Origin of the sequence: Hymenobacter gummosus, from assembly GCF_003970915.1 — a bacterium.
Classification (GTDB): Bacteria; Bacteroidota; Bacteroidia; order Cytophagales; family Hymenobacteraceae; genus Solirubrum; species Solirubrum gummosum.
Window position 1 is genome coordinate 57280 of the sequence record NZ_RXOF01000011.1, and the last position, 20779, is coordinate 78058.

Annotated in this window: 21 protein-coding genes; 16 read left to right on the forward strand and 5 right to left on the reverse strand. The window is 67.5% G+C overall.

What is annotated here, in order from left to right; genetic code table 11:
* Positions 1–77: 77 nt before the first annotated feature.
* The gene (locus EJV47_RS17835) at positions 78–1175 is read left to right on the forward strand and encodes a PAS domain-containing sensor histidine kinase (RefSeq protein ID WP_165903814.1); all 1098 of its coding nucleotides are present in this window, start codon (positions 78–80) and stop codon (positions 1173–1175) included.
* A gap of 15 nt (positions 1176–1190) precedes the next feature.
* Here the strand turns inward: EJV47_RS17835 and EJV47_RS17840 are convergent, their stop codons facing one another.
* On the reverse strand, positions 1191–3389 hold the full coding sequence (locus EJV47_RS17840) for an AsmA family protein (RefSeq protein ID WP_126694540.1): 2199 nt from the start codon (positions 3387–3389) through the stop codon (positions 1191–1193).
* A gap of 289 nt (positions 3390–3678) precedes the next feature.
* The gene (locus EJV47_RS17845) at positions 3679–5001 is read right to left on the reverse strand and encodes an OmpA family protein (RefSeq protein ID WP_126694541.1); all 1323 of its coding nucleotides are present in this window, start codon (positions 4999–5001) and stop codon (positions 3679–3681) included.
* Positions 5002–5183: 182 nt separating this feature from the next.
* Between EJV47_RS17845 and EJV47_RS17850 the strand changes: the two genes are divergently transcribed.
* The 7 genes from EJV47_RS17850 to EJV47_RS17880 all read left to right on the forward strand — a co-directional run bounded on the left by EJV47_RS17850 (position 5184) and on the right by EJV47_RS17880 (position 10115).
* Positions 5184–5783, forward strand: a complete 600-nt coding sequence (locus EJV47_RS17850) for a DUF1572 family protein (protein ID WP_126694542.1) — start codon at positions 5184–5186, stop codon at positions 5781–5783.
* 9 nt (positions 5784–5792) lie between these two features.
* Complete coding sequence (locus tag EJV47_RS17855) at positions 5793–6338, forward strand: 2'-5' RNA ligase family protein (RefSeq protein WP_126694543.1); 546 nt, start codon at positions 5793–5795, stop codon at positions 6336–6338.
* 192 nt (positions 6339–6530) lie between these two features.
* The gene (locus EJV47_RS17860; RefSeq protein ID WP_126694544.1) at positions 6531–6992 is read left to right on the forward strand and encodes a hypothetical protein; all 462 of its coding nucleotides are present in this window, start codon (positions 6531–6533) and stop codon (positions 6990–6992) included.
* A gap of 76 nt (positions 6993–7068) precedes the next feature.
* Entirely contained in the window at positions 7069–7716 is a 648-nt protein-coding gene (locus tag EJV47_RS17865; RefSeq protein ID WP_126694545.1) for a hypothetical protein, read from the forward strand.
* A gap of 59 nt (positions 7717–7775) precedes the next feature.
* Positions 7776–8246, forward strand: coding sequence for a hypothetical protein (locus EJV47_RS17870; RefSeq protein ID WP_126694546.1), 471 nt, complete (start codon positions 7776–7778; stop codon positions 8244–8246).
* 125 nt (positions 8247–8371) lie between these two features.
* Positions 8372–9181: a DUF3667 domain-containing protein gene (locus EJV47_RS17875; protein WP_126694547.1), complete on the forward strand. Its 810-nt coding sequence runs from the start codon at positions 8372–8374 to the stop codon at positions 9179–9181.
* 28 nt (positions 9182–9209) lie between these two features.
* Complete coding sequence (locus EJV47_RS17880) at positions 9210–10115, forward strand: DUF3667 domain-containing protein (protein ID WP_126694548.1); 906 nt, start codon at positions 9210–9212, stop codon at positions 10113–10115.
* Positions 10116–10210: 95 nt separating this feature from the next.
* Here EJV47_RS17880 and EJV47_RS17885 read toward each other — a convergent pair whose 3' ends face one another.
* The gene (locus tag EJV47_RS17885) at positions 10211–10972 is read right to left on the reverse strand and encodes an SDR family NAD(P)-dependent oxidoreductase (RefSeq protein ID WP_126694549.1); all 762 of its coding nucleotides are present in this window, start codon (positions 10970–10972) and stop codon (positions 10211–10213) included.
* 77 nt (positions 10973–11049) lie between these two features.
* On the reverse strand, positions 11050–11463 hold the full coding sequence (locus EJV47_RS17890; RefSeq protein WP_126694550.1) for a helix-turn-helix domain-containing protein: 414 nt from the start codon (positions 11461–11463) through the stop codon (positions 11050–11052).
* Positions 11464–11591: 128 nt separating this feature from the next.
* On the opposite strand from EJV47_RS17890, the gene EJV47_RS17895 reads away from it, so the two are divergent.
* From EJV47_RS17895 to EJV47_RS17910, 4 genes are all read left to right on the forward strand, one after another.
* Entirely contained in the window at positions 11592–12410 is an 819-nt protein-coding gene (locus tag EJV47_RS17895; protein WP_126694551.1) for a hypothetical protein, read from the forward strand.
* A gap of 92 nt (positions 12411–12502) precedes the next feature.
* Positions 12503–13417: a helix-turn-helix domain-containing protein gene (locus EJV47_RS17900; RefSeq protein WP_126694552.1), complete on the forward strand. Its 915-nt coding sequence runs from the start codon at positions 12503–12505 to the stop codon at positions 13415–13417.
* An 82-nt stretch (positions 13418–13499) separates the two neighbouring features.
* Positions 13500–14342 carry an SDR family NAD(P)-dependent oxidoreductase gene (locus EJV47_RS17905; protein WP_126694553.1) on the forward strand — a complete coding sequence of 281 codons (843 nt, stop codon included), beginning with the start codon at positions 13500–13502 and terminating at the stop codon, positions 14340–14342.
* Positions 14343–14683: 341 nt separating this feature from the next.
* Complete coding sequence (locus EJV47_RS17910; protein ID WP_126694554.1) at positions 14684–15535, forward strand: SDR family oxidoreductase; 852 nt, start codon at positions 14684–14686, stop codon at positions 15533–15535.
* 126 nt (positions 15536–15661) lie between these two features.
* Here EJV47_RS17910 and EJV47_RS17915 read toward each other — a convergent pair whose 3' ends face one another.
* Positions 15662–17149, reverse strand: coding sequence for a T9SS type B sorting domain-containing protein (locus EJV47_RS17915; RefSeq protein WP_126694555.1), 1488 nt, complete (start codon positions 17147–17149; stop codon positions 15662–15664).
* Positions 17150–17525: 376 nt separating this feature from the next.
* Between EJV47_RS17915 and EJV47_RS17920 the strand changes: the two genes are divergently transcribed.
* The 4 genes from EJV47_RS17920 to EJV47_RS17935 all read left to right on the forward strand — a co-directional run bounded on the left by EJV47_RS17920 (position 17526) and on the right by EJV47_RS17935 (position 20590).
* A complete protein-coding gene (locus EJV47_RS17920; protein WP_126694556.1) occupies positions 17526–18101 on the forward strand; it encodes a hypothetical protein in 576 nt (191 codons plus the stop codon).
* A gap of 145 nt (positions 18102–18246) precedes the next feature.
* A complete protein-coding gene (locus EJV47_RS17925) occupies positions 18247–18651 on the forward strand; it encodes a hypothetical protein (RefSeq protein WP_126694557.1) in 405 nt (134 codons plus the stop codon).
* Positions 18652–18823: 172 nt separating this feature from the next.
* Positions 18824–19489: a hypothetical protein gene (locus tag EJV47_RS17930; protein ID WP_126694558.1), complete on the forward strand. Its 666-nt coding sequence runs from the start codon at positions 18824–18826 to the stop codon at positions 19487–19489.
* Positions 19490–19543: 54 nt separating this feature from the next.
* On the forward strand, positions 19544–20590 hold the full coding sequence (locus EJV47_RS17935) for a hypothetical protein (protein ID WP_126694559.1): 1047 nt from the start codon (positions 19544–19546) through the stop codon (positions 20588–20590).
* The last annotated feature ends 189 nt before the right edge of the window (positions 20591–20779 follow it).

Below are 20779 nucleotides of genomic sequence, written 5' to 3' on the forward strand. Positions count from 1 at the left end.
GCCCCGCCGCCCCATCTTGCGGCAACGAAACCCGGCCCGCCGGGGTACACTGCGTTACCACGCCTTGCCCCGTCACCATGCCCGACCTTGCCGCGCTGTTTCGCCCCCTCATCGAACATAGCCACACGGTGTACTTCAGCTACGCCGTCGAGCTGCGCCGCCTCACCTACGTCAGCCCCGCCTACGAGCAGCTGCTGGGCGATGCGCCCGTCCACGCCGCCCGCGACCTGCGCCGCTGGCTGGCCCGCATCCACCCCGACGACCGGGACCTGCTGCGCGAGCAGGTGGCCCTGGTGCTGCAGGAGCGGCAGCCGCTGGCCCAGGACGTGGAGCTGCGCCTGCGCCGCCCCGACGGCCGCCGCCAGTGGCTGTGCCTGACCGTGGGCCGCAGCCACGACGAGCAGGACGGGCCGCTGCTGACCGGCTCGGTGCGCGACATTACCCCCATCAAGGAGTACATGCGCAACGCCAAGAAAAACGCCACCCTCGAAATCCTCTCCCACGATTTGTCGGGCCCCCTGCTCATTGTGCAGCAGCTGGCCGAGCACGTGGCCGAGCAGTCGGAAAGCTACGGCAACGCGACGCTCAACGAGCTGGTGCGGCTGATGCGCACCACCTGCCAGGAAAGCGTGACGCTGATCCGGGACTTCGTCAACCAGGAGTTTCTGGAATCGTCCAACGTGGAGCTGAACCTGCAGCGGGTAGACCTGGCCGCCAAGCTGCGGGTGGTGCTGAACCAGTACCAGCACGCGCAGCGCCTGCTGCACAAGCGCATCGGCTTCGAAACCAACGCCGAGCCGGTGTACGTGTACATCGACGACAACAAGTTTCAGCAGGTCATCAACAACCTGATCAGCAACGCCCTTAAGTTTACCCCCGACGGCGGCAGCATCGACGTGCGCCTGGAAAAGGGTGCGGACCGGGTGCGCCTGCTGGTGCAGGATACGGGCATCGGCATCCCGGCCAAGCTGCAGCCCCTGCTGTTCGAGAAGTTTACCAAAGCCCGCCGCACCGGCCTGCGCGGCGAGCGGCCCATCGGCCTGGGCATGTCGGTTATCCAGACGCTGGTGACGCTGCACGAGGGCCGCATCTGGTTTGAAAGCGAGGAAGGCCGGGGCAGCACGTTCTACATCGAGCTGCCGCTGCTGCCGGAAGACGTTGCCCCGCACGCCTGACGCGCGGCGGCCGGTTTACAGCTCGCTCAGCTCCTCGGCCAGCTTACCGGGCACCCCGATGCTGTGCAGCAGCCCGCTCACCACGCCCTGCATCCAGATGGTAAACACGCTGTAGCGCAAGTCGCGGTCGGAGCGCACGGGGGCATCTTTCAGCTCGGCCCCGCGGCGGCGCGGGTTGTCGTCGCGGATGATGAGCACGTTGGCGGCTTTCGACAGCACTTTGGTACCGAAGGTCTGCTTGTCGCGCCCGCCGCCGCTGGTGCTGAGCATGTCCACCTTCAGATCGGAGTAGCGGGCCCACATGCGGCCAGTTACCCGCTGGCGGTTCACCTGCAGCTGCACCCGGATGCCGTGCAGCTGCCCCCGCTCGAAGCGGGCCGAGCGCGTGGGCACCGTGATGGTGTTCAGAATGGCAAACGGGGCCGAGCCGAACGTACCCTCCACCTGGTGCCGGCCCTGCGGGTCGAGCAGCGACATGCGGGCCACGGCCGAGAAGCGGCAGCGGTCCTGCAGGTAAGCCGTGGCCCGGATGACGGCCGGCGTGGCCGCGCTCATGCGCCGCGGGTCGTTGGTGAGGTTGGTGGCCGCGCCGGTGAGGCGGGTAATGGCGAAATAGCCCGGGCGCTTGGCCAGCTCGCCGGTAAACTTGAAGCGGATGGCCAGGTCCTCCACCTGCAGGCGGCGCACGTCGAGGCGAAACGGCAGGCGGCGCACGTTTTCGGGCGACACCTTGGCCAGCGCGTTGCCCAGCGGGTAATGCGCGTTGCCGATGATGTTCAGGCGCATGTGCGGGGCGGCCACCGTCTGGGCGCGCACGGCCTTGTGCAGCAGCCCCCAGTAGTCCAGCCCCGTCACGCGCACCTCGGGCAGGCGCAGCGTGAGGTGGGTGGCCTGGTGCCCCTTGCGCCGCGACAATTCCCCCTGCGACATCACCGGGCTGATGAGCCCGCGGGTAATGCGCAGCGTGCGGGCCTGGGTACCGAGGCGCAGCGCCGCCCACCGCACGCGGTAGTACGGCGCGTCGATGGTGACTTCCCCGATGCCGCTGCCGCCCTGCCAGTCGCGGGCGTAGAGCACGCGCTGCGGGTCGCGGAAGGCGGCGGCGTCCACCCGAATGTCGCGGCCGCTCAGGCTGATGTCGCTCAGGCGCGGGTCCAGCGCCAGGCGGGTGAGGCGAAGCTGGGCGCGCTGCACCTCCAGCCGCCCGAGCAACACCCGGCGCAGGTAGGGCGCCAGGGCTTCGTGCAGCGGGGGCGGCGTCTGGCTGGGCACGGCAAAGCGCAGGGTGGGCGCGCTCAGGCGCAGGGTATCGGCCTGCAGAATGCGGCGGCTCAGCAGCGGCGGGCGCAGGCCGGCCAGCACCAGCCGCGGCAGCCAGAGCGTAATGCGCGCCGCGCCCCCGGGCAGCTGCCGGTCGTCGATGGGCATTACCCGCAGCGAATCTAGGCGCAGCTGCCGGCCGCGGGAGCTGAAGCGGGCCGCGCCCAGGCTCAGGTGGTGGCCCGGCACCTGGGCTTCCAGGCCGTCGATTTTCATTTCCACGGCCGCCGCGTAGCTCAGGCGCGACGAATCCTGGGCCGCGCCGCGGCTGATGAGCACGTCCTGGGCCGCCAGGTGGCCGTGGCGCAGCTGCGTCCGCTCGCCGCGCCCTCGCCCCGCCGATACCACCCGCACGTCGTTTACCAGCAGGTGGGCCAGCCGGATGCCCGGGATGCGCCGTGGCAGCTGCTCGTGCAGGGGCTTGCCGCCAGCGCCGGGCCGCTCGGGCGTGCGCAGCACCCGGGCCCGCACGGTGCGCACCAGCAGGGTATCTACGCTCACCACCTCGCCCCGCAGCAGTGCCCCCAGCCCAATGCCGGCCGCCCGGATTTCATCGACCGTCACCAGGGCCCAGGGTGCGGGGCCTTTGGCCGAGTCGGGCCGGGCCTTGGGCCAGCCGGCGGGCCGCAGCCACAGCCGGCGCAGGGTGATGGAGCGGCGGCCCAGGTCGGTGCGCAGGCTGCCGATGCGCAGCTCGTAGCGCCCGCCCGACTTTTCGGCCACCTGCCGCTCCAGGGTGCGCCGCAGCCAGGGGTCGAGCTGCTGCAGGGCCACCAGGGCCAGCACCAGCAGCAGGGCCAGCGTGCCCAGCCACCACCACAGCCAGCGGCGGCGGGGCCGGGCGGGCGGCGCGGCGGGCGAATCGGAAGCAGTGGAAACGGGCGAATCGAGCACAGGGACGTGGCAGGTCTGAGCCCTTAACGCAGAAAGGCCCGCCGGGGCTACGTTGGCCCACCCGCCGCCGACCGAATAAGCTTCACCCTGGTCGGTTATCCGGCTTCGCTGGTTTTACCCGCAACGCCGGGCAACCGGCAGGCCGACAGCAGCGCGGAAATCCGTTAGCTGCGCCGAGCTACGGTTTCGCGTGGCGCTAAATGCGCCGATGCGGAGCTGCGTGGTACCTGCTACTTGCCGGCGGCTCGTCGTGTACCACAGCTCAGCGTAGTCAGGCCGATTTTCGCCTTTACTGGCCGCTGGCCCCGGGCGCCGCGGGGGTAGGTCGGCCAGGCCCGCGCCGCAGGCTGCGCAGAATAGCCCGCAGCTCCTTTTCGGTTTCGACGAGCCGGAAATCGTGGCGGCGCACCACGTAGGCGCGGCGCAGGTTGCTGTAGGGCAGCTGCTCTATGCGCTTGTTGAGCACGTAGGATTTGTCGCCCAGGCGGCCGACCACCACCAGGCGCCGCTGCCGGGGCGCAATGCCGCCGATGCTGCGGCGGAAGGTGAAGTGGCGCGCGTCGGTGAAGCGGGCCCGCACCAGGGAGTTGTCGCCGTAGCAGTAGGCCCGCACGCGCTCCAGCCGGGGCACGCGGAACTCCAGGCGGCGGGGCCGGGCGCCGCCCCCGAATAGCGAAGCCAGCAGGGCTTTTTCCTTGTCCAGGTTGAGGTTGAACAGGCTGGTGGTCGTCAGCTCGTAGTAGCGTTTGCCGTTGACGATGACCAGGCGCGGTTTTTCGCCCACCGGCTCCCACACGGTTTCCCCGTCGCGCTGCACGGGCCGGTACAGGGCCATGGCCGGGTCCAGCGAATCGGCCGGAATGCGGATGGTAACGGGCGAGTTGGGCGTGAGGGCGGGGCCGCGGGCGTCGCGGCGCACCGAGACGAACAGCATACCGGCCGTTTCGAGCAGGCCGCCGGCCGCGTCTTCGGTGGCCGCGTCGTTGAGCACCATGCTGGTCGGGTTGTACACTTCCTTCACCTGCACTTGCAAGTGGCGCAGCTCGTAGGGCGCGAAGGCATCCTTGGCCATAATCAGCTCGGTGCCTTCCGCCCCGAAAATGACGGTGTCGCGCCGGTTGAAAGGCTCCGCCGGCGGCACGGTGGCCGCGGCCAGGGCCGGAGTCGGTGCGGCCGCCGCTACGACCGGGGCGGTGGCCCAGGCGGCCGTTACGGTCACGCTGCGGTTGCGGGCCCGGCCGGCGGCGCTGCCGTTGTCGGCCAGGGGCTGCTGCTCGCCCAAGGCGGCGGCGGGCTGAAAGGCGGCCAGCGGTACTTGCTGGCGCAGCAGGAACTGCTGCACGGCCTCGGCGCGGCGCCGGGCCAGCTGCTGGTTGTAGCCAGCCGCGCCCACGCTGTCGGTGCGCCCGACCAAGGTCAGCTGCAGCCCGGGCTGCCCGGCTACTGCAGCGGCCAGGCTGCGCAGCGTCTGCTCGGCCGCCGGCGACAAAGCCGCTTCGGCCGTGGCAAATTCTACGCGCTGGGTGAGCTGCTGCCCGGCGGCTTGCTCGGCCCGCGTCAGCAGGCCGGCCAGCAGGCCCAGGCCCGCCACTATTCGATACCAATACTTCATACCTCGACGTAATACTGCCGGACAAGATATTGAAGCAGCGGGAAAAACCAGCACATTATCAAGCCATTTGAGCCCACTTGGCAGCGCAGCCGACCGGGGTTTTCGGGGGCGCCGCCGGGGCCTGGCCGCCGAGTCCGGGCGGCGCTGCCTAATATCGCAGCCACAACCAGCCTCGTTCCGCCATGTCCTCGCCTACTCCTTCCGCCGCCCTGGCTGCCGAGCTGCTGGCCAACCTGCGCCACAGCTTCCGCAGCTACCAGCAGCTGGCCGACACGGCCCTGGCCCGGCTCAGCCCCGAGGAGTGGCTGTGGCGGCCCGAGCCGGAATCCAACAGCGCGGCCGTCATCGTGCAGCACCTGGTGGGCAACCTCCGCTCCCGCTTCACCGATTTCTGGACCGCGGACGGCGAAAAGCCCGACCGGCAGCGCGACCGGGAGTTTGAGGAACCCGCCACGGCGGCCGGCGTGGAGGCGCTGCGCCAGCAGTGGGCGGCGGCCTGGCCCCTGCTCTGGGCCGTATTTGAGCACCTGGAGCAGTACCCGGAAGACTGGCTGCGGCCGGTCACCATCCGGCAGGAGCCGCACACGGCCCTGGCGGCCCTGCAGCGGCAGGCCACGCACTACGCCTACCACACCGGGCAGCTGGTGCTGCTGGCCAAGGCCCGGCGCGGCGCCGGGTGGCTGAGCCTGAGCATTCCGCGGGGCCAGAGTGAGCAGTTCAACGCCCAAATGCTGGCCCGCCACGGCGCTTCGGCCAACCTTGCGCCCGGTTCCGGAGTTTAAGCGCCGCGTATGCTTGCTATTACTTCCCTGCTCAATCCGCAGAACGCCGCCCGCATCAACGGCATCATCCAGAGCCTGGAGGACGAGTTCGGCCTCGACGACGTGCAGGCCACGCCCGACCCGCACATCACCTACCTGCTGGCCGGCGTGAGCAAACACGAGCCGCTGAAGGAGGTGCTCGAGGACATTGCCGCCACCACCGTGCCCTTCGAGGCGCACACCACCGGCCTGGGCTTGTTTCCGGGCCCGAATCCGGTCATCTACATCCCCGTGCTCCGCTCCGACGAGCTGAACCGCCTGCACCGCCGCCTGCTCGGCGCCACCGAGCCGCTGTGCCTGCGCACCGATAAGTTCAGCACGCCCGAGCTGTGGCTGCCCCACATTTCGCTGGCCCTGCACGACACCACGCCCGAGCTGCTGGGCCCGGTGCTGCAGTACCTCAACGAGCAGACCTTCAACCTGAAGCTGCGCATCAGCAACCTGGCCATCCTGCGCCAGGAAGGCGAGCAGTTTGTTCCCGAAGAGGTGTACCCGCTGGAAGGCGAGGATGAGTGAGCAATGACTGATGGCTCAATGGCTAAACTGTTAAATGGCTGTTTGTTCTGACGCGTGCAGCCAGGAACGACCAGCCATTTAACCATCCAGAAGACCAGAACGACCGGCCATTCAACCATGCAGCCATTTGGCCATTAGGAAAAGCAGTCATTCAATCATTGCGTTACTTTGCCCCGCACCAACCCGCTGCCTATGTACTCCACGCTACTACTGCTGCACTCCTGGACGCGCTGGCTCGTCCTCATTTTTGGTTTGATTGCCTTCCTGCGCGCCTTTACGGGCTGGCAGGGCCGCAAGCCCTACGTCGGGGCCGACAACGGCATGGGCGCCGCCTTTGTGGGCAGCATGCACCTGCAGCTGCTGCTGGGCCTGCTGCTTTACTTCACCAGCCCCTTCGGCGCGAAGGCCTTTGAAACGGCCGGCGGCGCCGTGATGAAAGACGCGACTGGCCGCTTTTTCGCCGTGGAGCACCTGACCGTGATGCTGCTGGCCGTCATTGCCGCTCAGGTGGGCCGCAGCCTCTCCAAGAAAGCCCAGGACGCCGTGCTCAAGCACAAAAAGGCCGCCATCTGGTTTGGCGTCGCCCTGCTGCTGGTGCTGCTGATGATTCCCTGGGGCATCTGGAACCCGGCCCGCCCGCTGTTCCGCTTCTAGCCCAGTTCCGGCCTTGCCTGAGCGCCCTGCCAAGCCCAACTTGGCAGGGCGTTTTTTTATCCCCGCCCAGTTTATCATGCCCGCCTCCACGCTAGCTGCCCAGGCCTTCACCAGCTGCCTGCTCCTGCTGAGCGTGCTGGCCGGCTGCCAGCCCAAGCAGCGGCCCGTAGCTGAGGCTGCCCCGACCGGCGCTGAGCCGGCAGCGGATACCGTAGCCGGGCCACTAGCCCGCGCCGCTATTCACCGGCAGTTTGCGCAGTGGCGGCAGCGGCAGGTGCGCGCCGGCCGGCTCTGGGCGCCCGACAGCTGCAAGCCCTGGCTGCTCCGGGGCCGGGAGCTGCCCGAGCTGCCGCTGAGCCTGCCCGACAGCGCGGAGTACAGCTACTCGTTTGCCGACCTCAACCAGGACGGCCGCCTCGACGGACTTATGACTTTCGTGCCGGCTCAGTGCGACGGGGGCACCGGGGTGCTGTGGCTGCACCTGCGCTACGAAGTGCTGGCCTTGTCGGCCGCCCGGGGCTACCGCCTGCACGACTCGCTGCGGCTGGCGCAGTTCAGCCGCCGCCCGGCCGCCGAGAAGGCGGGCTTCTACGAGCTTGACAGCCTGGGCCCCAACCGCCTGTACGCGACTTACCTGGAGTTCGGCCCGGAGTCGTCGGCCTGCTGCCCCAAGGTCCGGCGCCCGGCGGTATTCGACTTCGCGGCCCGGCGGCGCCTGCGCTGAGTGGCCGGCACTCTGCCGGATTAGGGCTAAATTTGAGCCTGTCCCAGCTATTCATCCCCATGAAACAATTGCGTTGGTTTCCGCTACTGGCCCTGCCCCTGCTGTTGAGCAGCTGCGAAGACGACACCACCGACACCAGCCAGTGCGGCGACGTGGCGCCCCCGCCCGCCGGCTATAAAGTGCTACTGAGCATCGATACCGTGCGCGACGCCCAGCGCCAGCTGCAGTTTGTGCTGCGCGCCCGCGACAACCAGACCTACAACTGCGGCAACTACGCGCTGCAGACCATCCTGTACGCCCGCGGCAACCAGCTGGAGTTTTCCGTCTGCGGGGCCCAGCAAAACGGCGCTACCTGCACCACGCCCCCCGGTCCCGCCATTACGCGCACCACCATCAGCGGCTTTTTGGGGGCCAATTTCCCGCTGCAAATCAACATCCGCGGCCAGCGCAGCACCGGCACCCTGAACCTGCGCGACATTCCCTACCAGATATTCCTGAACGACACGACCTACGTAGCCGCGCGCCGCTAAGGCTCCGCTACTGCCCTGGCCCGAGCCGGCTGACTGCGCGTCAGCCGGCTTTTTTTGGGCCCGTCGCGCTGGCCGGCAGCCGGGTAATTGGCTATATTTCCCCCTGACTTGCAGCCCCTACCGCTTTGGAAACGCTTACGCACCCTTCTCCCCCGCTTGAGGCGCCGGCGGCCGCGGCCGCCCAGCACCCCTGCCTGAACTGCGGGCAGGCCGTGCCCGAGCGGTTTTGCACCCGCTGCGGGCAGGATGTGCACCACACGCACCGCATTACCCTGCACCACCTGCTCCACGACATTCCGCACTCGGTGTGGCACGTCGACCGGGGCATCCTGTTTACGGTGCGCGAGACGCTGCGGCGCCCCGGCTCCACCATCCGGCGCTACCTGGCCGGCGAGCGGGCGGCGCACTACCGGCCGCTGGCGCTGGTGCTGCTGCTGGCGGGCGTGTACTCGCTGCTGGTGCTGGCGCTGCCCATTCAGCTGGTCGCGCCCAGGCCAGCTGGCGCCTCGGCGCAGGCCACCCAGATGATTGAGGCCAACCGCTTTGCCTTCAAATACATGGGGTGGCTCTGCGTGGCCATGCTGCCGGTATTTGCCCTGGGCACCTGGGCGCTGCTGCGGCGGCTACGCTACAACCTGGCCGAGCACCTGACCGCCCACGCCCTGGTAATGGGCGCGGCCCTGGCCCTGCAAGTGCTGAGCGTGCCACTGCTGGCCGGCGCCTCGGGCACCGCCGCGTTCAAGCCCGTGTACTACGTGGCGGCCCTGCTGCTGCCCGCGTTTCAGATGCTGGCTTTCACCCAACTGGCCACGCCGGCCTACCGGCTGCCCGCGGCGCTGTGGCGCAGCGGCCTGGCCATTCTGGTGGGCTTTGTGCTGTTCAGCCTCTTCAACAGCACGGTATCCGAGCTGGCCGTGGGCTACCACGGTCACTAACTGTATTCTACTGCCACTTTCGCCGCTTATGAGCACACTTTCTACCCTTACTCCGCCCCCAGCCACGCAGCATTCCGCGGCGCCGCACCACGCCCACCACCCGGCGGACTGCCTCAACTGCGGCCACCCCGTGCCCGACCGCTTCTGCGGCCGCTGCGGGCAGGATGCCCACCACACGCACCGCTTCGAGCTGGCCGACATGCTCCACGACATTCCGCACTCCATCTGGCACGTCGACAAGGGCATCCTGTACACGCTCAAAACGATGGTGCTGCGCCCCGGCCCCACCATCCGCTCCTACCTGGCCGGGCAGCGCGTCGACCACTTCCGGCCCCTGTCGCTGCTGTTTATGATTACGGGCCTGTACGCGCTGCTGTGCTCGGTGCTGCACATCAGCGCCCTGCCCCCCCGCGACCCGAACATGCCCCAGGTGGTGTGGGAGTTGCAGAAGTCGACCACCGACTTCTTCATGAAGTACCTGAGCTGGTTCTACGTGGCCATGGTGCCGGTGTGGGCGCTGTTTGCGCGCTGGCTGCTGCGGCGCGGCGGCTACAACTACGCCGAGTGCCTCATCATCGTGGCGTTTATCACGGCCATCGGCAATTTCTTCGCCCTGCTCTACCTGCCGGTACTCTACAACTACAGCGGCACGGCCCAGATTGGCACCGTCAGCATGTTGTTCTTGCTGCCGGTACTCGGGTACGCCACCTGGGCTTACGGCAGCCTGCTGAAGCACACCAGCCTGAGCCTGTTCGGCCGCCTCTGGCGCGGATTCACCACCTACCTGCTGGGCTACGTGACCTGCGTTACGGCTATTGTTGTCTTCTCTTACGCCATGAACTGGTCGAAGGTGAAGGCCGCTTACAAAGAGCAGATTCGCCTGGAAATGCAGAAGCAGGGCGCCAAAGCTGCGTCGGCGGCCCCCACTCACTAAGGCGGCCACCCCGCGCTGCCGTTGCCAACAACGAAGGGCCGCCGCAACTCAGGTTGCGGCGGCCCTTTTCGTAGCCAGATTTCTGACCGATGTGCCTACAGGAACATGCCCCCCGAGGCTTCGATGCGCTGGGCGTTGATCCAGCGGGCATCCTCGGTGCAGAGGAAGGCCACCACCCCGCCGATGTCCTCCGGCAGGCCCACCCGGCCCAGGGCCGTCTGGCTGGCAATGTGCTGGTTGACCTGGGCGTTGTCGCGCACCACGCCGCCGCCGAAGTCGGTTTCGATGGCCCCGGGCGCCACGATGTTGACGGCAATGCCGCGGGCGCCCAGCTCCTTGGCCTGGTAGCGCGTGAGCACCTCCATGGCGCCCTTCATGGCCGCGTAGGCCGCGTAGCCGGGCGTGGCGAAGCGGGCCAGCCCGCTGGAAATGTTGATGATGCGCCCGCCGTCGGCCAGCAGCGGCAGGGCCTGCTGGGTGAGGAAGAACGGGCCCTTGAAATGAATGTCGACCAGCTCGTCGAACTGCTGCTCGGTGGTGTCGGCGAAGGCGGCGTGAATGCCGATGCCGGCGTTGTTGATGAGGTAGTGGAACCGCTCGGTGCCGAACGTCTGCTGCAGGGTGCCGCGCAGCTGCTCGAAGAAGGCGGGGAAGCTGCCCGACTGGGCCACGTCGAGGGGCAGGGCGGCGGCGCGGCGGCCCAGGGCCTCGATTTCGGCCACCACGGCCGCGGCCTCTTCCTGCTGGCTGCGGTAGGTCAGTACCACGTCGATGCCCTTCTGGGCCAGGCTCAGGGCCATGTTGCGGCCCAGGCCGCGGCTGCCGCCGGTAACCAGGGCAATGTTGGCTGCACTCATAAGATCAGGGTTGGTGAAATGGATGATGCGGCAAAGGTCGCCCCTCGCCCCCGCCGGCTTATGGTGACAGTTTCAGTTTAAATGGTGACTGTTTCCGCTTCCCGCTGCCGGGCCCACTCGGCTTCGCGGTACTGCTTCGGGGTGAGGCCGGCAAAGCGCTTGAAGAACTTGGTGAAGTTCGAGGGGTCGTAGGTGAGGCGGGCGGCCACCTCCGCCACCGGCGCCGCCGATTCCAGCAGCAGGCGCTGGGCCACGGCCAGGATGCGCCGCTCGAAGTAGTGGCAGGGCGAGTGGCCGGTGGTTAGCCGGATGGTGTTGCTCAGGTGCGTGGGATGAATGCAGAGCCGCGCGGCCAAATCACGGATTTCCAGCATTTCCGTGGCGCGGCCCGCTTCCAGATCGGCCAGGTGCTGGTCGATTTCGCGCAGGAAGTCGGCCAGGATTTCGTGCTGCCGGGCCAGGATTTTCTTGGGTATGGGAGTGGGTGCCATGCTAAGCGCAAGTTGCAACGCGGCTCTTTTGTTTGACCACTCCGCCGCCGCCGGTAGCATAATATTTGCGGCTGGTCGTTGTGGCTGCGGTCAGCCCTTTATCAGCCGCCCCTTTTATTTCTTCTCCTATGATTTTTTCTTCTACGCTGCACCGGACCGCCTTGGCCGGTCTGCTGGCCCTGAGCAGCCTCGCCGCCTGCAAGGAAGACCAGGACGCCCTAAATATTGCGTGCACCGGTCCGGGAGCTACCACGCCCGACAAGCTCTTTCTGAGCCCGCAGGAAGAGCTTTCGACCAGCGGCCGAAAGCTGTGGCTGACCGCCCGCACGCAGGCCTGGTTTCCCTGCGCCAACTACCGCCTGCCCACTACGGCTACGCTTAGCGGCTCGCACCTGACGCTGCAATACGGGCAGCCCCAGGAGCCCACCATGTGCCTGACGGCCCCGGGTTTTGCCGGGGCGCAGGAGAATATTACCAGCCTGGCGCCTGGCAGCTACACCCTGCGCTTGCAGGTGGGAACCCGCAAAACCACCGGCACCCTGCTCGTGCAGCCCGACCGGGTGGAGCTCAGCACCTGCGACACCAACCTGGTAGCCGTGCGCCACCCGCTGCTGCGGCGCGTGCCGGTGGGCACCATCTGGACGCGCGCCAGCTCCACCGCGGGCACGGCCGCCGCCGAGGCCACGGTGCGCTCCATGCGCGACTCGCTGCTGCGCCTCGGCGCCCAGCCCCTCGCGCTGCTGCCGGGCTACTACGGGCAGTTCACGCTCGACGCCAGCGGCAACCCGGTTATCGACCGCTCGGGGTATCACCCCTCGGCCGTGCTGACCAGCGCCGTGCTGGCTTACTCGGGCCCGATGGCCCGGCTCCAGGCCTACCTCGACCGCCACCGGGCCAACGGCCTCTACGTGGTCATCCAGGCCGACAACGGGCAGCAGGCACATTAGACGGACCGCAGCAAGGCTACTTTGCCGCCCGGCCGGGGTGCGGGCCTACCTGGCCGGCATCCCGGCCGGTTTGATTTACGTAACTTCCCGGCATGAACGGTCCCCTCACGCTCGAAGAGTTCTACCAGCAGAAAACCAACTGGCTGCCCGACAACCTGCGCCAGGACATCGGCCACTTCAACGTGCTGCGCCTCGACGACTTCGTGGGGCCCAACGCCTCCCACCTGTCCTACAGCCGCAAGGACTTCTACAAAATCGTGGTGACGAGCGGGCGCAGCAACTACCACTTTGCCGACAAGACGGTGGAAATCCGCGGGCACGCGCTGCTGTTCATGAACCCGCTGATTCCCTACCACTGGGAGCCGCTCGACGACGAGCAGACCGGCTACTTCTGCATTTTCACCGAGACGTTTCTGCAGCGGCACCAGGCCGGCCCGGCCCTCGATCTGCCCCTGTTCCGGCCCGGCGGGCAGCCCTCGTACAGCCTCACCGAAGCCCAGCGCGACGAGGCGGTGCGGGTGTTTCAGAAGATGCAGGCCGAAATCAGCTCCGACTACGCCTACAAGTACGACCTGCTGCGCAACTACGTGTTCGAGCTGATTCACAGCGCCCAGAAGCTGCAGCCCACCACCGCGCTCTACTACAATACCACCGCCGCCACCCGCATTGCCTCCCTGTTTGCCGAGCTGCTGGAGCGGCAGTTTCCCATCGAGACGCCCGGGCAGCAGCTGCGCCTGCGCACGGCCCAGGCCTTTGCCGCCCAGCTGGCCGTGCACGTGAATCACCTGAACCGGGCGCTCAAGGAAGTCACCGGCAAAACCACCACCCAGCTTATTGCCGAGCGGCTGGTGCAGGAAGCCCGGGCGCTGCTGCGCCACACCAGCTGGAACGTGGCCGAAATCGGCTACGCCCTGGGCTTCGAGGAGCCGGCCCACTTCAGCACCTTCTTCCGCAAGCACACCGGGCAGGCCCCTTCGGCGCAGCGCAGCCCGGTGGCGGCTGTTTGATTTTCGCAAGTATCCGTTTGAAGCGGGCAAGCCCCTCCCCTGCCCGCGGCTCTAGCTTTGCATTGTCAAAACCAATCAAGCTATGAGCACTACCCCCATCTGGTTTGTTACCGGCGCCTCGCAGGGCCTCGGCCTGGCGCTGGTCCAGCACCTGCTCAGCCTGGGCTACCGCGTGGCGGCCACCTCGCGCCGCCTCGGCAGCCTGGAGCAGACCCTCGGCCCGGCTTCCGCTGATTTCCTCCCCTTGCAGGTCGACTTGGCCGCTGACCACGACGTGCGGCGGGCCGTCGACGCGGCGGTGGCCCACTTCGGCGGCCTCGACGTGGTCGTCAACAACGCCGGCTACGGCATTGGGGGCAGCGTGGAGGAGCTGACGGACGCCGAAACCCGCGCCGCCTTCGACGTGAACGTGTTCGGCACCATCAACGTGATTCGCCACGCGCTGCCCCACCTGCGGGCGGCCGGGGCCGGGCACATCATCAACGTGTCGTCCATTGCGGCGCGGGCCGGGGCTACCGGCTGGGCCATCTACGGCGCCACCAAAGCCGCCGTGTCGGTGCTGACGGAGGTGCTGGCCCAGGACGTGGCCGCCTTCGGCATCCGCGCCACGGTGGTCGAGCCCGGCGGCTTCCGCACCAACTTCCTCAGTGCCGATTCCCTGGCCCTGCCCCAGCAGCCCCTCGACGCCTACGCCGACGTGCGCGCCTCCCACGCCCGCTACCTGCAGCTGCACGGCCAGCAGGGCGGCGACCCGGCCAAAGCCGCCGCGGCCATCGTGCAGCTGGCCCAGGAGCCAAACCCGCCGGTGCACCTGCTGCTCGGCCAGGATGCCCTTAACCGCGCCCAGACCAAGCTCGACGCGCTGCAGCAGGAACTCAACGCCTGGCGCGGCCTGAGCGAGTCGACCGGCTTCGACGCGCACTAAGGCCCGAAAAGTTTTTCGTTTCCGAGTACGGTAAACGGCGGGCCGGTACGTCTGTTTAAGTGAAGCTGCCCAGGAAGCACTCCAGCCCGTCATGTCGAGCCCCGCGAGACATCTCGCGTGCTGATAGGGGATAGTAAATCCTCGTTCAACGAGCAGATTACTATCCGGCGAGATGTCTCGATCCTCGCTTGATGCGCGACATGCTCGACATGACGGGCTGGAGCACTCCATAACCAGCCTCAGTAAGCCCCCTAACTTTTCCGCCCGCCTTATGCTGTATCTGTTCGGAAGCCTCGCCCTCCAAGATTCTCTCGCTTACCACGAATCCACTTACTCAACCCATGACAACTTCCAACACCAACCAAACCTGGTTCGTGACCGGGGCCTCCCAGGGCCTGGGCCTGACGCTGGTGCAAGCGCTGCTGAGCCAGGGCTACCGCGTGGCCGCCACCTCCCGCAACCTGGACACGCTGAAGCAAGCCGTGCCGCATGAAAACGCGGCGCAGTTTCTGCCCCTGGCCATGGACCTCGGCTCCGAAACGAGCGTGCAGCAGGCCATCGGGCAGGCCGTAGCCCACTTCGGCCGCCTCGACGTAATCGTGAATAACGCCGGCTACGGGCAGCTCGGCGCCCTCGAGGAGCTGAGTGACGACGAGGCCCGGCGCAACTTCGAGGTGAACGTGTTCGGGCTGCTGCACGTGCTGCGCCACGCCACCCCGCAACTGCGCGCCCAGGGCGCGGGCCGGGTGTTCAACATCGGCTCCATCGGCGGCTTCACCGGCGACTTTGCCGGCTGGGGTGTGTACTGCGCCACCAAGTTTGCCGTGGCCGGCCTCACCGAGTCGTACGCGGCCGAGGTCAAGGACTTCGGCGTGCAGGCCAGCGTGGTGTACCCCGGCTACTTCCGCACCAACTTCCTCACCGGCGGCTCCCTGGGCACCCCGCAGCAGCCCCTGGCCGACTACAAAGCCGTGCGCGACTCGCTGACCCTGCACGAGCAGATCAACGGCAACCAGCCCGGCGACCCGGAAAAAGCCGCCGCCGTGCTCATCGAAGCCAGCCAGGCCGCGCAGCAGCCCCTGCACCTGTTCCTGGGCCCCGACGCCTACGGCCTGGCCGAGCAGAAAATTGCCCGCGTACAGCAGGATTTGCAGCAGTGGCAGGCTCAGGCCACCGCTACGAATATTGCTTAAATGGCTAAATGGCTGGCTGATTAAATGGCTGGTCGTTCTGACGTTGAACAATCAACCATTTAACCAGCCAGCCATTCAACCCAAAAAAGGCGCCCGGGTCAGCCCGGGGGCCTTTTTTGGCTTTGCTTACTTCATCACCTCCAGCCAGGTCTTGTGCGACTCGCGGCGGCCGGTGCAGTTGGTGTATTCCAGCAGGTAATAGTAGGTGCCGGCGGGCGTGTTGGCGGCGCTCCAGCCCTCGTTGGGGTCGGTGCCGGAGTACACGCGCTTGCCCCAGCGGTTGAACACCTGCAGGCGGTACTCCGTCACGTTGGCCGGGGCCGATACCTTCAGCACGTCGTTTTTCCCGTCCTTGGTGTTGGGAGTCAGCACGTTCGGGTAAAACAGCTCGGGCTTCACCTCAAACTGGGCCACGCTCTGGCAGCCGGTGGTGGGCGTGTAGGTAACGGTGTAGGTCTTCACCTCGGAAGCGCGCAAATCCACCTCGCCGGTGCTGGCATTGATGGACAAGCCCGCGGGCGTGGCCGAGAAAGTGCCGGCTACCGTCGGCAGATCGGGCCGCACGCTGGAGCCGTTCTGGTAGAAGGGCCCGCAGGCGTAGCTGAAGCGGGTGGGCGCCACGGTCACCGTCACGGGCGTGGAGAAGCTGCCCTGCGGGCCGCACACCACGCGGGCGCGGTACTGGGTCGTCACGACGGGGCGGGCGGCGTAGGTGGCGCTGGTGGCCCCGCCGATGTTGGTCCAGGTGGTGCCGTTGTCGGTGGAAGCCTGCCACTGGAAGCCGATGATAACGGAGTTGGTGTTGCCCGTCAGCGAAAGCGTGGTGGAGGCGCCCGGGCAGATGGCGGCGGCGCTGGCCTGGGCCGTGCCGCCGGTGGGGGCCGTCAGGCAGTTGGCGCCCAGGCTCACGCCCATCACATTCAGCACCGGGTCGGTGGAGTTTTTCGACACCTGAATGCTCTGCACCAGCTTGTTGTAGTTGGCCACGGCCAGCGGCAGGCGCACCTCGTAGATGGTCGGGTCGTTGGGCTGGTTCTCGATGGTGTCGTCGGGGCGGTTGACGCGGCTGCCCACGATAATGGCGGGCGTGGCCCCGTTGCCGTACCAGTCGGGCACCACGATGTTGGTAAACAGCTGGATGGAGTTGTCGGTGAAGGTCACCACAAAGGTCTTGGGCGCGGTGCTGCCGTTGCCCTCGGTGGCCAATACCAGGATTTCGCTGCAGGCCTGGGGGTTGGTGAGCGTGAGCGTGCCCGCGCCGGCTCCGTCGATGCGCAGGGAGTTCAGGCCGCTGCTGGGGCCCATCTGGTACGTCAGCCCCGGGGTGGTGCGGCTACGGAAAAAGCCGCTGGCCGGCAGCGCGCGGTTGGGCCGCTGCCCGGCGGGGTTGATGAAGGTGGAGTCGGCAAAGCACCAGCGCACCGAGGCGTTGCCGCGGTCGACGGTGTGGGTGGTGGAGCTGGCCACCGTGCCCCGGCCGTTGGCAATAACGTCGGCGGTGTAGCCGGTGACGGCGGCGGGGACGTAGACGGTTTGGGCGGCGGCCGTCTGGCTGAGCGTGCAGATTCCCAACGCTCCCAGCAGCGGCGCTAAGAGGGTAAAACGTGTATTCATGTGTGGGTGGTAAGGAGGTATAGCGGGAATGCGGCCGTAAAAAACAAACTCCAATCAGGTATTACAATGCTCTGATTTATATTTTTTCCAGACGCCCGGATTGGCCCGATTTCTGCGCCAGCTCCTGCCTTTGTTTAAAAACCGGTGAATAATAAGGCCAAATACATCATTAATAATTTTTAATTCTCATTTTCGGCATTTCGCCGCGCTTTGGCAAATATTATTATCAAAAGTCCAGCTTAAAGCAGCCTTGGTTAAGACGAGGCAGCGCGAAAAAGATAATTCGCACTTCAGCGCGGTCAGTTTCCCTGGCGCCCGCCTCGTTTCGGTCCCGCTTCCGCCCGGCTATCGATGCCCGACCGATATTGCCGCGGCTATGCGTACTCTCGCCCACTTACGACTGCGCGCCGCCCCGGCTCTGATCCTGGCCCCGGCCCTGACGGGCTGCCTGGTCGTGAAGACCGAGGTGGACTGGCGGGGCGCGGCGGACGCCACAAGCCGCCCGCCGCGCCCCGCCGCCGCGGTGGAGCTGCGCCGCCGTCCGCACCTGGCTACCTTGCCCTTCGTGTTCGTGTCGTACGCTACCCGGGGCTACGGCCTGGCCTTCAGCTTCAGCACGCCGCGGGCCTACGCCACCCTCGACTCGGTGCGCTACCGCCTCTACAACCGCCACGACAGCCTGCTGCTGGCCGGCACCTGCCGCACGGCCGCCCGGTTTTACCGCCCGGCCGGGGCCAACTCCCCCAAACCCGGCCCCGCCAACCCGGCCGGGCGGCTGCGCTTTGCCGCCTGCCAGACGCCGCACACCCTGGCCCTGCCCATCCGCGCCGATTCGGTGGTGCGCCTTGATTTCCAGGCCTTCCTCACCGACTCAGCCGGCCGGCCCCAGCGCTGGTCCTACGACAATTACCGCCTGCTGCGGCACGGCCGCCGCGTGGGCAGCTCCTTCTAACTTCCCGCCGGGCCGCAGTTCGATCAGCTTTCATTGAAGTTGTTTAGGACGTGTCATCCTGAGCGTTTTCTACTAACCAGGCTTCCTAAATAGCTTCATTGCTATAAGTAGCGGCCGGCGCGGCGGGTACACCAAGCCCCAAAACATGGATCAGGACCTCGTTATTCTGGCGTTGAACGCCCGCTGGGGCTGCGCTATTCCCTTCGGCTGGGTGCCTATCATTGGCGCCGGCCAGGTGCCCGATACGGAAATCTATTCCGCCCAGGCTTTCGACCAGTTGCTGAAAGACCTGGGGCCGGTTATCCAGCGGCTTTATCCCGGGGAGCTGATTGAAGTCCGGGAGGGCGGCGCCGTGGGCCGGCCGGACCAGGAGGCGGCCTGCTGGGGCTACGACGGGCAGGAATACCTGTACACCAACGACACCTTTGACTTCGTCCTGTACTTCTCGCACGAGGGCACCGTCACAGTTGGGGGCCGGCAGCTGCTGGCCGAAATTCACCGGCGGTGGCCCGCCTACCGGCAGCACTTGTGGAGCGGCAAGCTCTCGTAACCTTCCGCGGCCGGCGTGATTCCAACGGCTGGCCGCGGAAGCTGCAGCGGCCGGCGGGGGCGCGGCAGGCCGCCGTGCAACCTCCGCGCATGCCCGTGCGACCCACGCGCAAGTCTAACTCACCGGATAGTCAACAACTTGCCGGCCACTCCTGCACCTCTTCGCCCCGGCCATGAACAAACTGCTACTCGCCCCCGCCCTGCTGGTCCTGCTGCCGCTGGCGGCCCGCGCTCAGGTGGGCATCGGCACCACCACGCCCGACGCCAAAGCGGCCCTCGATATCCGCGCCACCGATAAGGGCCTGCTCATTCCGCGCCTGACGGCCGCCCAGCGCACGGCCCTCACGGCCGTACCCCAGGACCTGCTGGTGTACCAGACCGACGGCACCGCCTCGGGCGGGGCCCAGACGGGCTTCTGGTACTACGGCGGCTCGGGCGGCTGGGTGTTTCTCGACGCCAGCGCTGGCAGCGGCCTCACCCTGCCCTTCAGCGGCAGCTTCGGCGGCTCGTCGGCCACCCCGGCCCTCGACGTGAGCCATACCAACGGCGGTACTGCCGTGCGCGGCTCCGCTCCGAACGCCGGCATCGGCGTGTTCGGCAGCAGCAGCACCGGCTCGGGCGTGTACGGCTTGGCCACGAGCAGCGGCGGCTTCGGTGTGCGCGGCAACACCTCGGCCAGCAGCAGCGCGGGCCTGTACGGCTCGGCCGCCGGCACCAACACCTACGGCGTCATCGGTAGCGGTGAAACCGGGGTGCTGGGCCAGGGGAGCAGCGGGCCGGGCCTGAGCGGCAGCAGCAACAGCGGGCCGGCCCTGCAAGCGGCCAAAACCAGCGGGTAGACCGGCCGCGCCGCCGAGCTGACCCTGGCCGGCACCAGCAACGACTCGACGGCCGTGTACGTGAGCACCGCGGGGCCGCGGCCGGCGCTGCGGGCCGTCAACAGCAACGCCAGCGTGCAGGCCGCCATCCGCGGGGTGAAAACGGCCGGCACCGAGGGCAGCGGCGTGGAGGGCGTGGTGACCAGCGGCGGCGGCAACGCGGCCGGGGTGCTGGGCCAGGACAAAACCAGTACCGGGGTGGGCAGCGGCGTCATCGGGCTGACGGTGGGCGGCTACGGAGTGCGCGGCGTGGCCTCGGGCACCGGGGGCTACGGCGTGGCCGGCACGGCCACCAACAGCTACGGCGTCATCGGGGGCAGCACCAGCGGCGTGGGCGTGTACGGCAGCAGCAGCAGCAATGCGGGTGTGCAGGGCGCGGCGAACAGCAGCGGCAGCGGCGTGGCAGGCGTGGTGGGTACCAACTCGGCCGCGACGGGCGTGGGGGTGCTGGGCTCGGCGCTCATCGCGGTGCGCGGGGCCAGCACCGGCACCAACGGCCTCGGCGTGTACGGCACGGCCACGGGCAGCGCCGGCCAAGGGGTGTTCGGGCAGGGCAGCAGCGGGGCCGTGGGCATCGAGGGCAACAGCTCCGGCAGCGGCCGGGCCGGGTTGTTTACCAAAACGGGCACCAGCTCGGGCGCGGTGGTCGAAATCCGGCAGGCCAGCAGCACCACCGACGCGGCCCTGGTGGTACAGGGCAGCTCACGGGTGGAGGAAGTCAACACCACGGCCACCGGCACCGCCAACCTGCTGCCCGTGGCGTACGGCCGCGTCGGCCGCACCGGCAATATCCTGGGCGGCACCGGCAACTTCACCGTCACGCAGACCCTGGCCAACTACGGGGTGTACGTCATTACCATCAGCAACCTGAACACCGTGGACCTGACCAACGCCGTGTGCCAGGTGACGTGCCGCTGGGGCGTGCCGGGCCAGGCCAACGCCCAGTTCGTGGCCACGGCCAACGGCCAGACCAACGGCCGGGGGGAAGTGCACATCAGCAACCTCAACGCGCCCAACAACCTGGCCGAGGCCGACTTCACGTTCGTCGTCTACCGGCCCTAGCTACCTCAAGCTGCGGAGCGCCTGCGTCGTAGCGCGAAGCTCTGCTTCGCGTATTCCGAACGACTCGTGGAACGACCATCGTTATTTGTCTGTCAACGACAACCGTGCTGAATACGCGAAGCAGAGCTTCGCGCTACACGCAGACGGCGCCAGCACTCCGCAACTTGAGTTGGTTAGCGGCCCAGGCCG